Annotated in this window: 11 protein-coding genes, 2 tRNA genes and 1 rRNA gene; 6 read left to right on the top strand and 8 right to left on the bottom strand. The window is 57.9% G+C overall.

What is annotated here, in order from left to right:
* Positions 1-48 precede the first annotated feature (48 nt).
* The 4 genes from RHP75_RS03000 to tyrS form a co-directional block, all read right to left on the bottom strand.
* Positions 49-124 (bottom strand) — tRNA-Ala (locus RHP75_RS03000).
* Positions 125-155: 31 nt separating this feature from the next.
* Positions 156-232, bottom strand: a tRNA-Ile gene (locus RHP75_RS02995).
* 65 nt (positions 233-297) lie between these two features.
* Positions 298-1,834, bottom strand: a 16S ribosomal RNA gene (locus tag RHP75_RS02990).
* A gap of 666 nt (positions 1,835-2,500) precedes the next feature.
* Positions 2,501-3,703, bottom strand: coding sequence for a tyrosine--tRNA ligase (gene tyrS, locus RHP75_RS02985; RefSeq protein WP_311090422.1), 1,203 nt, complete (start codon positions 3,701-3,703; stop codon positions 2,501-2,503).
* 212 nt (positions 3,704-3,915) lie between these two features.
* Here tyrS and RHP75_RS02980 point away from each other — a divergent pair, with 212 nt between their 5' ends.
* Together RHP75_RS02980 and RHP75_RS02975 are read left to right on the top strand one after the other, a co-directional pair.
* Positions 3,916-5,334, top strand: coding sequence for a peptidoglycan DD-metalloendopeptidase family protein (locus RHP75_RS02980; RefSeq protein ID WP_311090421.1), 1,419 nt, complete (start codon positions 3,916-3,918; stop codon positions 5,332-5,334).
* Positions 5,335-5,337: 3 nt separating this feature from the next.
* Positions 5,338-6,429 (top strand): anhydro-N-acetylmuramic acid kinase, encoded by a 1,092-nt coding sequence (locus tag RHP75_RS02975; RefSeq protein ID WP_311090420.1) that lies wholly within the window; start codon positions 5,338-5,340, stop codon positions 6,427-6,429.
* A gap of 78 nt (positions 6,430-6,507) precedes the next feature.
* On the opposite strand, the gene erpA is transcribed toward RHP75_RS02975, so the two are convergent.
* From erpA to argC, 4 genes are all read right to left on the bottom strand, one after another.
* Complete coding sequence (erpA, locus tag RHP75_RS02970) at positions 6,508-6,858, bottom strand: iron-sulfur cluster insertion protein ErpA (protein ID WP_090256106.1); 351 nt, start codon at positions 6,856-6,858, stop codon at positions 6,508-6,510.
* 76 nt (positions 6,859-6,934) lie between these two features.
* Complete coding sequence (locus RHP75_RS02965) at positions 6,935-7,345, bottom strand: polymer-forming cytoskeletal protein (protein WP_311090419.1); 411 nt, start codon at positions 7,343-7,345, stop codon at positions 6,935-6,937.
* A 9-nt stretch (positions 7,346-7,354) separates the two neighbouring features.
* Positions 7,355-8,086, bottom strand: coding sequence for a DUF6776 family protein (locus RHP75_RS02960; RefSeq protein WP_311090418.1), 732 nt, complete (start codon positions 8,084-8,086; stop codon positions 7,355-7,357).
* The gene (gene argC / locus RHP75_RS02955) at positions 8,086-9,120 is read right to left on the bottom strand and encodes an N-acetyl-gamma-glutamyl-phosphate reductase (RefSeq protein ID WP_311090417.1); all 1,035 of its coding nucleotides are present in this window, start codon (positions 9,118-9,120) and stop codon (positions 8,086-8,088) included. The genes RHP75_RS02960 and argC overlap by 1 nt, the downstream gene beginning before the upstream one ends.
* A gap of 146 nt (positions 9,121-9,266) precedes the next feature.
* Between argC and hemJ the strand changes: the two genes are divergently transcribed.
* From hemJ to RHP75_RS02935, 4 genes are all read left to right on the top strand, one after another.
* A complete protein-coding gene (hemJ, locus tag RHP75_RS02950) occupies positions 9,267-9,695 on the top strand; it encodes a protoporphyrinogen oxidase HemJ (RefSeq protein ID WP_311090416.1) in 429 nt (142 codons plus the stop codon).
* Positions 9,696-9,716: 21 nt separating this feature from the next.
* Complete coding sequence (locus tag RHP75_RS02945; RefSeq protein ID WP_311090415.1) at positions 9,717-10,679, top strand: nitronate monooxygenase family protein; 963 nt, start codon at positions 9,717-9,719, stop codon at positions 10,677-10,679.
* The gene (locus tag RHP75_RS02940) at positions 10,676-11,938 is read left to right on the top strand and encodes an alanine racemase (RefSeq protein WP_311090414.1); all 1,263 of its coding nucleotides are present in this window, start codon (positions 10,676-10,678) and stop codon (positions 11,936-11,938) included. The genes RHP75_RS02945 and RHP75_RS02940 overlap by 4 nt, the downstream gene beginning before the upstream one ends.
* Before the next feature lie 107 nt (positions 11,939-12,045).
* A complete protein-coding gene (locus RHP75_RS02935) occupies positions 12,046-13,002 on the top strand; it encodes a DUF805 domain-containing protein (RefSeq protein ID WP_311090413.1) in 957 nt (318 codons plus the stop codon).
* The last annotated feature ends 7 nt before the right edge of the window (positions 13,003-13,009 follow it).

Here is a 13,009-nt window from a genome sequence, read left to right as displayed (position 1 = left end):
CTGCTTTAGCAGGAACGCTCATTTCTGAACTCTCAACGAGGCTGTATATGGTGGAGCCAAGCGGGATCGAACCGCTGACCTCCTGCGTGCAAGGCAGGCGCTCTCCCAGCTGAGCTATGGCCCCATATTCTTACAAGGCCAAACCCCACAACAATTGGTGGGTCTGGGCAGATTCGAACTGCCGACCTCACCCTTATCAGGGGTGCGCTCTAACCAACTGAGCTACAGACCCAATCGTCTTTCTCAATGAATCAAGCAATTCGTGTGGGAACTTATGAAGAAGCTGAAGTCTTCGATTAAGGAGGTGATCCAGCCGCAGGTTCCCCTACGGCTACCTTGTTACGACTTCACCCCAGTCATGAATCACACCGTGGTAACCGTCCCCCTTGCGGTTAGACTAGCTACTTCTGGTGCAACCCACTCCCATGGTGTGACGGGCGGTGTGTACAAGGCCCGGGAACGTATTCACCGTGACATTCTGATTCACGATTACTAGCGATTCCGACTTCACGCAGTCGAGTTGCAGACTGCGATCCGGACTACGATCGGTTTTATGGGATTAGCTCCACCTCGCGGCTTGGCAACCCTTTGTACCGACCATTGTAGCACGTGTGTAGCCCTGGCCGTAAGGGCCATGATGACTTGACGTCATCCCCACCTTCCTCCGGTTTGTCACCGGCAGTCTCCTTAGAGTTCCCACCATAACGTGCTGGTAACTAAGGACAAGGGTTGCGCTCGTTACGGGACTTAACCCAACATCTCACGACACGAGCTGACGACAGCCATGCAGCACCTGTGTCTGAGTTCCCGAAGGCACCAATCTATCTCTAGAAAGTTCTCAGCATGTCAAGGCCAGGTAAGGTTCTTCGCGTTGCTTCGAATTAAACCACATGCTCCACCGCTTGTGCGGGCCCCCGTCAATTCATTTGAGTTTTAACCTTGCGGCCGTACTCCCCAGGCGGTCAACTTAATGCGTTAGCTGCGCCACTAAGAGTTCAAGACTCCCAACGGCTAGTTGACATCGTTTACGGCGTGGACTACCAGGGTATCTAATCCTGTTTGCTCCCCACGCTTTCGCACCTCAGTGTCAGTATCAGTCCAGGTGGTCGCCTTCGCCACTGGTGTTCCTTCCTATATCTACGCATTTCACCGCTACACAGGAAATTCCACCACCCTCTACCGTACTCTAGCTCAGCAGTTTTGAAAGCAGTTCCCAGGTTGAGCCCGGGGATTTCACTTCCAACTTACTGAACCACCTACGCGCGCTTTACGCCCAGTAATTCCGATTAACGCTTGCACCCTTCGTATTACCGCGGCTGCTGGCACGAAGTTAGCCGGTGCTTATTCTGTCGGTAACGTCAAAGTAGCAACGTATTAAGTTACTACCCTTCCTCCCAACTTAAAGTGCTTTACAATCCGAAGACCTTCTTCACACACGCGGCATGGCTGGATCAGGCTTTCGCCCATTGTCCAATATTCCCCACTGCTGCCTCCCGTAGGAGTCTGGACCGTGTCTCAGTTCCAGTGTGACTGATCATCCTCTCAGACCAGTTACGGATCGTCGCCTTGGTGAGCCATTACCTCACCAACTAGCTAATCCGACCTAGGCTCATCTAATGGCGCGAGGCCCGAAGGTCCCCCGCTTTCTCCCGTAGGACGTATGCGGTATTAGCGTCCGTTTCCGAACGTTATCCCCCACCACTAGGCAGATTCCTAGGCATTACTCACCCGTCCGCCGCTCTCAAGAAAAGCAAGCTTTTCTCTACCGCTCGACTTGCATGTGTTAGGCCTGCCGCCAGCGTTCAATCTGAGCCATGATCAAACTCTTCAGTTCAATACTGCTTGGGTTTTGAAAAAACCCTAAACTTAGCTCAGCAATCGACAAAAAACTCTCAAATTAACGAGTGTTACTTGTGATGCTGATAATCTTGCGACTAACAGTCTTACCTCACAAGCACCCACACGAATTGCTTGATTCAGTTGTTAAAGAGCGGGTGGTTAAGTCTTTCGCCTCAACCGAGGCGCGCATTCTACAGCAGCCTCATCTTCCGTCAAGTGATTTTGAAAATTTCTTTTCAATCTCAACCACTTGCACCTTCGATCAACACCTAGCTTCTCGTCAGCGGGAGGCGAATTCTACAGCGTTTCAAACCACTGTCAACTGCCTCTTTTACCGCTTTCGATCTACCTGACCGAACCTCTTCAGACTCAAATATCACCACCTGAAGAGGTGGCGCATTCTACGCAGCTTTCGCTGCTTTGCAACCCCTATTTTAAATATAACTTCTTGTTTTATAAGAAGTTTAAGGAGCTGCTTACGCCTGAAGAGCTGCGCATTATAGGGACAAAATAACCAAGGTCAATCGATTGTTATGCTTTTGTTTCAAAAGCCGCAAATTCAACAGCCACGACAACTCACCACCCGCGCCGCCCTCAGAAACGACAAAGCCGTTGAAGCTGACGCTTCAACGGCTTTGTCGCACCTACTACATCTAGCGCATCACGACTCGAGCTTAAGCGTAATGCGTGCAAACGCTTTCTTGCCGGCCTGACAAACATGAGCGGCACCCACCTTATATATAAAGGAGCGATCCACCACCTCGCCATCCACGCGCACACTACCAGAGCCCAGCAGATCACGCGCCATCGCAGCGTTCTTCACCAGGCCTGCTTTATTAAGCAGCGCGGCAATCGGCATATCCTCAACAGACAGGACTTCAATCTCAGGTAGATCCTCAGGTAGCTCGCCTTCCTTCATACGATTACCCGCCGAGCGATGAGCATTGAGCGCCGCCTCTTCGCCATGGAAGCGCGCAACGATCTCTTCAGCCAATTTGATTTTGATGTCACGGGGGTTGGCGCCCTGCTCGACATCACGCTTGAACTGCTCGATCTCTTCCATGGAGCGGAAGCTGAGCAGCTCGAAGTAGCGCCACATCAGCGCATCCGGCATGGATACCAGCTTGTTGTACATGACACCAGGAGCTTCCTGGATACCTATATAGTTGCCCAGCGACTTGGACATCTTCTTCACGCCATCCAGACCTTCAAGCAACGGCATGGTGACGATGCACTGCGAGGACTGACCATAGGAGCGCTGCAACTCGCGCCCCATCAACAGGTTGAATTTCTGATCAGTGCCGCCCAGCTCAACATCCGCCTGCAGAGCGACAGAGTCATAACCCTGCACCAGCGGGTAGAGGAACTCATGGATGGCGATCGGTTGATTGGTCGAGTAGCGCTTACTGAAATCATCACGCTCAAGCATCCGCGCAACGGTGTACTGCGAAGTCAGGCGAATGAAATCTGCCGGTCCCATCTTGTCCATCCAGGTGGAGTTGAAGGCAACTTCGGTTTTCGCCGGATCAAGAATCTTGAACACCTGGGTCTTGTAGGTCTCCGCGTTCTCCAGCACTTGCTCGCGAGTCAGCGGTGGACGCGTAGCGCTCTTGCCACTGGGATCACCGATCATTCCCGTGAAGTCGCCAATCAGGAAAATCACCTGATGCCCCAGCTCCTGGAACTGACGCAGCTTATTAATAAGCACGGTGTGCCCAAGGTGCAGATCCGGCGCAGTCGGATCAAACCCGGCCTTGATACGCAGTGGCTGACCACGCTTGAGCTTCTCAACTAGCTCAGCCTCAACCAGAACCTCTTCTGCGCCACGCTTGATCAGCGCCAACTGCTCTTCAACCGACTTCATGACAGGACTCACGACCACTCAAAACAAAAGGGAACCAACCATACAAGATCGCAGACAAATCACAAGTTCTGCCCGCCATCCACCTACGCTAAGACCTCCTCGCGACAACCGGGGTTGCCTAGCTAGCGATTTGGTTATATTTTATACAGTTACTGCATATTCATCATTTCGTTTATCTATTTCTTTTCATTTTTAAAGTCAAAAAGCAGCCTATGACCTCTCCAGCTAAAGCGCCGCCCCTGTACCCGAAAAGCCATATTCTGGCGGCCAGTGGCGTCGCCGCCCTACTGAGCCTAGCCCTACTGGTATTTCCCTCCCGCGAAGTTGAAGCCCAAAAAACCTACATCAATCTTGAGCTAGACAACGGTTCTGAGTTCGCCGAGCTACAGGGCGAGCAGAACTTAGACACCCTACCGTCGCCCAACAAAAGCCAATCACCTTTCGCCAATACGGCAGCCACAGAGCGCTCCACAGACGATGAGCAGAAGGCTGCGCAGGCCGAAAAACCTCAGGAAGAAATCGACCCGCTTAAGCACATCATCCGCGTGGAAAACGGCGATACGCTATCCACGGTATTTGCCAAGGTCGGCCTGAGCGCCACCACACTGCATGACGTGCTCAATAGCAGCAAGGACGCCAAGCAGCTGACACGCCTGAAAGTAGGCCAAGCGCTCGAATTCAATCTGAACACAGACGGTCAGCTTGAAAGCCTGCACAGCAAGCTCAGTGATCTGGAAAGCATTGCCCTGACGAAAAGCGAGAAAGGCTTTAGTTTCAAGCGCGAACTGGTCAAACCTGAAGTTCAAACCACTTACAGCCACGGAGTGATCAACAGCTCGCTGTTTCTCTCAGCCAAGCGCGCGGGCCTGTCGCATAGCCTGACCATGGATCTGGCCAACGTATTCGGCTACGACATCGATTTCGCCATGGATATTCGCGAAGGCGACGTGTTCGAGCTGATCTACGAGAAGAAAGTGGTCAACGGCAAGCAGGTCGGCACTGGCAATATTCTCTCAGCACGCTTCACCAACCGCGGCAAGACCTACACCGCCGTGCGCTACACGAACAAGCAAGGCAACAGCAGCTATTACAACGCCAATGGCGAGAGCATGCGCAAAGCCTTTATTCGCACCCCGGTAGACTTTGCCCGCATCAGCTCGCGCTTTTCCACAGGCCGTCGCCACCCTGTGCTGAATAAGATTCGTGCACACAAGGGCGTTGATTACGCAGCCCCGCGCGGCACGCCAATCAAGGCAGCCGGCGATGGCCGCATCACCCTGGCCGGTCGTCACGGCGGCTACGGCAATGCGGTGATCATCCAGCATGGTCAACGCTACCGCACCCTGTATGCTCATATGAACGGCTTTGCTAAGGGCATCCGTAGTGGTAGCAACGTCAAGCAGGGCCAGATCATCGGTTATATCGGCACCACCGGCCTGTCCACCGGGCCGCACTTGCACTATGAGTTCCAGGTCAATGGCGTGCACGTTGACCCGCTGAGCCAGAAGCTACCAATGGCTGACCCTATCGCCAAGAGCGAGAAAGCCCGCTTTATGCAGTTGAGCAAACCGTTGATGGCACAAATGGATAAAGAAAAGTCCACCATGCTTGCCCTCAACAATCAGCGCTAAACCATGCCCCTCTACCTTGGCGTGATGTCCGGTACCAGCCTGGATGGCCTGGACATTGCGCTGATAGAGCAGGAACACAACACCCGCCTGCTCGGCACCCGCTACCTGCCCATGCCAGACGAGCTGCGCAGCGCGCTGCTCAGCCTGTGCGCATCCGGCCCAGATGAACTGGCACGTGCGGCAATCGCCGAACAACAGTGGGTCGCGCTCGCCGCGCAAGGCATCAATGAACTGCTAATCCAGCACGACATACCCGCACACAGCGTTCGCGCCATCGGCAGCCACGGTCAGACCGTGCGCCATGAGCCTGCACGCGGATTTAGCATCCAGATCGGCAACTCCGCCCTGCTCGCTGAATTGACCGGTATCAGCGTCGTCAGTGACTTCCGCCGCCGCGATGTTGCCGCCGGCGGCCAGGGCGCACCGCTGGTTCCGGCATTCCACCAGGCATTGTTCGCCAGCGAAGGCAGCACTCGCGCGATCCTTAATATTGGCGGTTTCAGCAACCTCAGCCTGCTTGAGCCTGAGAGTCCGGTGCATGGCTTCGATTGCGGCCCGGGCAATGTGCTGCTGGATGCCTGGATTCAACGCCATCAGGGCCTGGCATACGATAAGGATGGCCAGTGGGCCGCCAGCGGCCAGATAGAGCCGCAACTTCTGCAAGCCTTACTGAGTGATCCCTATTTCCAGACTCAAGGCCCGAAAAGCACCGGGCGCGAGTTGTTCAACCTGAACTGGCTGGATCAGCACCTGCAGAACTTGCCGGCATTTGCGGCGACTGACGTGCAGGCAACGCTGCTGGAGCTGACCGCTATCAGCATTACCGAGGCGCTCAAGGCTGCTCAGCAGAACACCGAGATGCTGCTGGTGTGTGGTGGTGGCGCGCATAACCACACACTGATGCGCCGCCTGGCGCAGCTGCTGCCTAACAGTCAGGTGAGCAGTACCGATGCGCATGGCGTTCCTGCCGACTGGGTTGAGGCCATGGCCTTTGCCTGGCTGGCGCACTGCTGCCTGGAAGGCATTCCCGCCAACCGGCCTAGCGTCACTGGCGCTAGAGGCCTGCGGGTACTTGGCGCGATCTACCCCGCCTAGTCACCTTTTCAAATCTGCTGCACCCAGAAACGACAACGCCGTGCACAAGGCACGGCGTTAACTTGAACAGCCTGCAACTCAGATCGAGAACGAAGAACCGCAACCGCAGGTGGTGGTGGCGTTCGGATTGTTGATGACAAATCGCGAACCCTCCAGACCTTCCTGATAATCCACCTCGGCACCTGCCAGGTACTGGAAACTCATCGGGTCAACCACCAGACTCACGCCTTCGCGCTCGATTATGGTGTCATCCTCGGCCACTTCCTCATCGAAGGTGAAGCCGTACTGGAAGCCGGAACAACCGCCTCCCGTTACAAACACGCGCAACTTCAGGCGCGGATTGCCTTCCTCATCGACCAGGCTCTTCACCTTGTTCGCCGCGCCCTGCGTAAATTGCATAGCACTAGGGGTGAAGGTTTCGACGCTCATGCTGATTAACTCCCGGCGCTACGCGCCATACTGCATTCTGATCGGCATTATCCGCTTACCCGAGAAAAGCGGTCAACTATTGTGCAGCATCCAGCGTTTCTGGTAGTTCCAACGGCCGAGCCTCGTCTTGCAAGCGACAGAGACGACCCTCTATCTGCGCACCCATGGCCATTTCCATCAGGGCGTAATACAGATTGCCACGTACCCGCGCCCGCGCGCCCAACTCAAGATGACCACTGGCGTGCACATCGCCGACTACTTCGCCATCAATCACTATATGGGGGGCGCGGATCTCACCTTCAACCCTCCCCTGCACACTGACGCGCACCATACCTTCGCTGGCCACCAGGTTACCCATAACCTTGCCATCGACCTGTACCGCGCCCTGAAAGCGCAAATCGCCATGCAATTCAGCACCCACCGCAATCAGGCTGGTCTTACCCGCGAAACGCTGCACGTCAGTGCGCGCCTTATCTTTATTCCACATAAGGAACAGTTACTCCTCTTTGTTCCATTTGAATGTGCGCAGCAGAGGCTTCTCGCCCTGCACCTCGGCACGCACCTTGATCTCGCGCGGGATAAACCCTTCAGGCAACTTTAGCTCGGCAAATCGCCCGGCCTCGGGGATGGCCTGAAAGTGCTTGAAGGCGAAGGCAATCGGCTGCTCAGGCAGGGCACCGGGTAAGTCTGCGCCTAACGTCGCCAGCTCAAGCGTGACATCCTGCTCGCCTTGCTTGCCGACAATCGACACCTGCAACTGGCCTTCCAGCGGCGTCTCGCCTTTGCCCACACGGCTGAGGAGTATCTTGTAGCGGAAATGCTCAGGCTTGTCCGTGGCCTGTAGCTCAAAGGTCTTGATGCGCAAACCTTCACGACGGCTGGCGGGGGCCAATACGCCTTTGTAGAAGGCCAGATCCTGTTGCTGTTTGTAGATCTGCTCTTCGAGCAGCTTGATGGTCAGACGGTTCTGTTCATTAGCTTGCTGGCTGAGCTTTTCTGCGCTGCTGAGCACTGCCACGCGCTGACGCAACTCATCGACCTCGCGCACCAATTGTTCATCACGCACTGGCTCGGCCGGCAGCCCCACCACTACTGCAGGCTGCGTGTACTGCTGCCACCAGCCGCCGACATAGAAGGCCAGCGGAATGCACAGCACCAGCAGCAAGCCGAGCATGCGCCGCCGCCGCGCACGCCCCGGATCGCTTGGGCGAACCTCCCAGCCCGCCATCAGGGCAACATGGCCGCGTGGGACAAGCCCAGGCGCTCATCGAGGCCAAAGAGGATGTTCATGTTCTGCACCGCCTGGCCCGACGCACCCTTGACCAGGTTGTCGATCACCGACAGCACCACCACCAGGTCGCCACCCTGCGGACGGTGCACGGCGATACGGCAGACGTTGGCGCCACGCACGCTGCGGGTTTCCGGGTGGCTGCCGGCAGGCATTACATCGACGAAGGGCTCGCTGGCATAACGCTTCTCAAACAACGCCTGCAGATCCACCGAGTGGTCAACCACGGTGGCGTAAAGCGTAGCGTGAATACCACGAATCATTGGCGTGAGGTGTGGCACAAAGGTCAGGCCGACATCCTTACCGGCAGCGCGACGCAGGCCTTGGCGAATTTCTGGCAAATGCCGATGACCTTTGACCCCATAGGCTTTCATGCTTTCGCCGGCTTCACTGAACAGCGAAGCCACGCTGGCACCACGCCCGGCACCACTGACGCCGGACTTGCAGTCGGCGATCACTTGCGAGGTATCAGCCAGACCGGCCTCCAGCAGCGGAATCAGCGCCAGCTGTGCGGCAGTCGGGTAACAACCCGGCACGGCAATCAGACGCGCCTGTTTAATCGCCTCACGGTTGACCTCAGGCAGGCCATACACCGCCTCCGGCAGCAGGTCCGCCGCGCCATGCGGCTGGCCGTACCACTTGGCCCATTCATCAGCATCCTGCAGGCGGAAGTCAGCGGAAAGGTCGATCACCTTGGTTCCAGCGGCCAGCAGCTCACCGGCCAGGGCATGCGCAACACCATGCGGGGTGGCGAAGAACACCACATCGCACGCGCCCAGGGTAGCGACGTCCGGCACGCTGAACGCCAGGTTGTCGTAATGACCGCGCAGGTTCGGGTACATCTCATCGACACGCATGCCGGCCTCGGAGCGCGAGGTAATCACCTCGACCTGCGCTTGCGGGTGTTGCGCCAACAAACGCAACAGCTCGACACCGGTATACCCCGTGCCGCCGACGATTCCGACCTTGATCATCACTTGCCCCTTTGCAATACCAGCAGTGGAAAGCTGCCGATGATACGGCCGCTTCGGCCAGGGGCCAACACTTGAGCGCCGCATGTGATGACGGAGGCGGTCATGCCCACTACTATCGGGGCACTTTCCTGTAACGAGTACGGACAATGCTTTATCTATGGCTCAAGGCCCTGCACATCATCGCCATGGTCTGCTGGTTCGCCGGTCTGTTCTACCTGCCGCGCCTGTTCGTTTACCACGCCATGAGCACCGACGAAGTCAGCCGCGAACGCTTCTGCATCATGGAGCGCAAGCTCTATCGCGGCATCATGTGGCCGTCACTGATTCTTACTGTCGGCCTGGGTCTGTGGCTGATCAGCCTTAACCCGAGCTACTACTTCAGCCAGGGCTGGATGCACGCCAAGCTGAGCCTGGTGGCGCTGCTGGTGGTCTACCAGTTTATGTGCGGCGCTCAAGTCAAGGCCTTTGCCCGGGGCGAGAACCAGCGCAGCCATGTGTTCTACCGCTGGTTCAATGAAGCGCCCGTGCTGGCCCTGCTCGGCATTGTCATTCTGGTCGTGGTTCGCCCCTTCTAATTCCATCAAGAGGATTACTGCATGTCGCTTCCGGCCCTGCTCGAACAACGCCTGCGCCTGCCCGTCGTCGCCGCGCCGATGTTTCTGGTGTCCAACCCACAACTGGTGCTGGCCTGCTGCAACAATGGCATCGTCGGTAGCTTTCCCGCGCTGAACCAGCGTGAGAGCAGCGGCTTCAAGGACTGGCTGCAAGAGATCGAGGCGGGCCTGAGTAGCGATGCAGCTCCCTATGCGGTCAACCTGATCGTGCATGGCAGCAACCCGCGCCTGCAGGCAGACCTGGCGATCTGCGTCGAGCAACGCGTGCCTATCGTGATCACCAGCCTCGGTGCAGTGAAGGACGTGGTGGATGCCGTACACAGTTACGGGGGCCTGGTGTTCCATGATGTGACCACCCGCCGGCATGCCGAGAAGGCCGCTGAAGCCGGAGTCGATGGGCTGATTGCAGTCGCAGCTGGCGCAGGCGGACATGCCGGGACCTGGAGCCCGTTTGCGCTGATTGCCGAAATCCGCCAGTTTTTCGACAAAACTCTGCTGCTGGCCGGCTGCCTTAACCAAGGCCACGAAGTGCTGGCCGCGCAACTGCTTGGCGCCGACCTCGCCTACCTTGGCACCCGCCTGATTGCCACCCAGGAAAACGCCGCTTCCGCTGCCTATAAGCAGATGATTCTCGACGCCAAAGCCGCCGACATCATCCACACCCCGGCGGTCTCCGGCGTACCGGCGAGCTTTATGCGCCAGAGCCTGGAGCTGGCCGGCTACGACCTCAAGCAGCTGCAGAACAAAGGCGAGATCAACTACGGCGAGAAGCTCAAGCCAATGGATGAAGAAGCCAAGGCCTGGAAGACCGTATGGTCGGCCGGCCAGGGTGTTGGCACTATCAGCGACCTGCCCAGCGTCGAGCAGCTGATCACCCGCCTGGACAGCGAATACCGCGCTGCGCTTACGAGCAGCCGGCAACTGCAACAACGCTGGGCGCGATGAAGCGACGCAATCTGCTCGGCCTCGGCGCGCTGGGGTTATTGGGCGGCTGGGCGCTACGCCCGAGCGATCTCGGCCAGCCCCACGTGCCATACTTTGCCGCGCTCAACCAGCTTTTGCGCCGTGAGGGCGGCGGCATCCCTCTGCTGGTGGTTGACCTGGCGCGCCTGGATCAGAATGCCGAGCGGCTCGCCAGCCAACTCGGCAACCAGTTGCCGTTGCGTCTGGTGGCCAAGTCCCTGGCCGCCATCGGCCTGCTGGAGTACCTGGCAAAGAAGCTCGGCACGCAGCGCTTTATGGTGTTTCACCAGCCGCAGATCAATCAGCTCGCGGTGAACTTCCCCCAGGCCGACCTGCTGCTCGGCAAGCCCTTACCCGCAGCAGCGGCCCTGAGTTTCTACCAGCAACTGCCGCAGGGCAGTGGCTTTGTGCCCGCTGAGCAGCTGACCTGGCTGGTCGATAGCCAACCCCGTCTGCAGGAATACGCAGCACTGGCCAACGCCCTCAACCAACCGCTACAGATTGCCTTTGAAATCGACATCGGCCTGGCTCGCGGGGGGTTTGCGACGCCCGCAGAACTTGGCGCCGCACTCACCTGGCTGCGTAATACGCCCAACCGGCTACGCGTACGAGGCTTGATGGGCTATGACGCGCACCTCGCCCATACGCCGTTCTGGACAGACCAAACCAGCGCCTTTACCCAGAGCGCCGCACGCTACCGCGCATTTATCACCAGCGCCGCCGCATTCAGCGAACTGTGGCCGCAACAGCCGCTGCTCAATGGCGCGGGCAGCCTGACCTATGCCCTGCACACCCAGCGCGATACGCCATTGAATGAAGTCGCGGTCGGCTCCGCACTGCTCAAACCCAGTGATTTCGACAGCGACCTGCTGACCGCCCAACAAGCCGCCCTGTGGATCGCCAGCCCGGTGCTCAAGGCGTTGCCTGGACAACTGCCGTTTCTCGACGGATCACAACAACTGCTGCAGCGCTGGAACCCCAATCGCCAGCAGGCTTACTACCTGTATGGCGGGCAATGGCCGGCAACACCAGTCTCGCCGACCGGCCTCAGCTATGACGCCCTGTATGGCCGTAGCGCCAATCAGGAACGCCTGATCGGCTCAGCCGGCACAGGCTTACAGGTCGATGACTGGGTGTTTCTCCGCCCGCAACGTTCGGAAGGTCTGTTCGCACTGTTCAACCAGCTCTACTTGTTACGCAACGGCCGCCTGGTCGGTAGCTGGTCCGCCAACAGCGCGTGAAGCACCTCAAGAACCCTGCAGATTTGCGCGCAGGCGGCTTGTTTACTGGCCTGCAGGCCGGCTAGTCTGTAGCGCAACTCCATTCTGGCACCGACAAGGACGCCGACATGACCCAAGCCCGCTTCAAGATTGTGTTCAACGGCGAGTTGATGCCTGACGTCAGCCTGGAAACAGCCAAGGAAAACCTCGCCCGCCTGTTCAAGAGCGACCTGACGCGGATCAACTCGCTGTTTAGCGGCGGCAATGTCGATATCAAGCGTGACCTCAGCGAAAACGAAGCCGACCAGTACATCAAGGCCTTGCAAAGCGCCGGCGCCAAAGTGCGCAAGGAACAGGACCTCGCCGCCAGCCTGAGCCTGGTAGAGACTGATGATCACGCACCGCAAACTCAGAGCTCAGCGCCAAGTGCCACCAGCACAAGCGAAATGACCTGCCCCAAGTGCGGCCACCAACAAGCCAAAGCCATCGAGTGCTCGGCCTGCGGCATCGTTATCGAGAAATTTATCGCCCGCCAGGCCATGCTCGCGGAAACCCAACCAGAAGTGGTCAGCGCAGCGACCACCCCCTATGCCACGCCGAAAGCGACCGTAGCGGAAACTCTGCCGGAGTTCGGCGAGCTGAAAGCCTTTACCACCGACGGACGAATCGGCCGTTTGCGCTACCTGGCCTGGTCGATGGTGCTGATGCTGGCCTGCTTGCCGTTGTTCGGCATCGCCGGCGGCTTTTTCGCCGCATCGGAGATTCTTGGTGGCCTGCTGATGGTCGTGGTGGGTATCGCCGTGGCGGTGGTCGGCATCATGTTCGGTGTACAGCGCCTGCATGATATCGGCTGGTCGGGCTGGCTGCTGCTGGTCACCCTGGTGCCGATTGTCGGCGGGGTATTCTCCCTGCTGATGTTTATCATCCCCGGCAGCACCGCCGCTAACCGCTTTGGTCCGCCACCACCACCGAATAGCCGCGCGGTGAAAATCCTCGCCCTGCTCTGGGTGGCCATCATCGTCATCGGTATTGTTGCGGCCATCGCCCTGCCTGCCTATATGGGCTACGCCGACGCCGGCCTGTAACCCTCTC

Source organism: Pseudomonas sp. SG20056 (assembly GCF_031764535.1).
GTDB lineage: Bacteria > Pseudomonadota > Gammaproteobacteria > Pseudomonadales > Pseudomonadaceae > Aquipseudomonas.
Note: the sequence above shows the minus strand (reverse complement) of the source record. Positions and strands in the feature narration are given on the sequence as shown.

What these genes read in the sequence shown, in the direction of transcription:
- argC (WP_311090417.1), bottom strand. Translation starts at nt 9,120, where the DNA reads ATGATCAAGGTCGGAATCGTCGGCGGCACGGGGTATACCGGTGTCGAG.
- hemJ (WP_311090416.1), top strand. Translation starts at nt 9,267, where the DNA reads ATGCTTTATCTATGGCTCAAGGCCCTGCACATCATCGCCATGGTCTGC.
- RHP75_RS02960 (WP_311090418.1), bottom strand. Translation starts at nt 8,086, where the DNA reads ATGGCGGGCTGGGAGGTTCGCCCAAGCGATCCGGGGCGTGCGCGGCGG.
- RHP75_RS02975 (WP_311090420.1), top strand. Translation starts at nt 5,338, where the DNA reads ATGCCCCTCTACCTTGGCGTGATGTCCGGTACCAGCCTGGATGGCCTG.
- RHP75_RS02935 (WP_311090413.1), top strand. Translation starts at nt 12,046, where the DNA reads ATGACCCAAGCCCGCTTCAAGATTGTGTTCAACGGCGAGTTGATGCCT.
- RHP75_RS02945 (WP_311090415.1), top strand. Translation starts at nt 9,717, where the DNA reads ATGTCGCTTCCGGCCCTGCTCGAACAACGCCTGCGCCTGCCCGTCGTC.
- RHP75_RS02965 (WP_311090419.1), bottom strand. Translation starts at nt 7,345, where the DNA reads ATGTGGAATAAAGATAAGGCGCGCACTGACGTGCAGCGTTTCGCGGGT.
- erpA (WP_090256106.1), bottom strand. Translation starts at nt 6,858, where the DNA reads ATGAGCGTCGAAACCTTCACCCCTAGTGCTATGCAATTTACGCAGGGC.
- RHP75_RS02980 (WP_311090421.1), top strand. Translation starts at nt 3,916, where the DNA reads ATGACCTCTCCAGCTAAAGCGCCGCCCCTGTACCCGAAAAGCCATATT.
- RHP75_RS02940 (WP_311090414.1), top strand. Translation starts at nt 10,676, where the DNA reads ATGAAGCGACGCAATCTGCTCGGCCTCGGCGCGCTGGGGTTATTGGGC.
- tyrS (WP_311090422.1), bottom strand. Translation starts at nt 3,703, where the DNA reads ATGAAGTCGGTTGAAGAGCAGTTGGCGCTGATCAAGCGTGGCGCAGAA.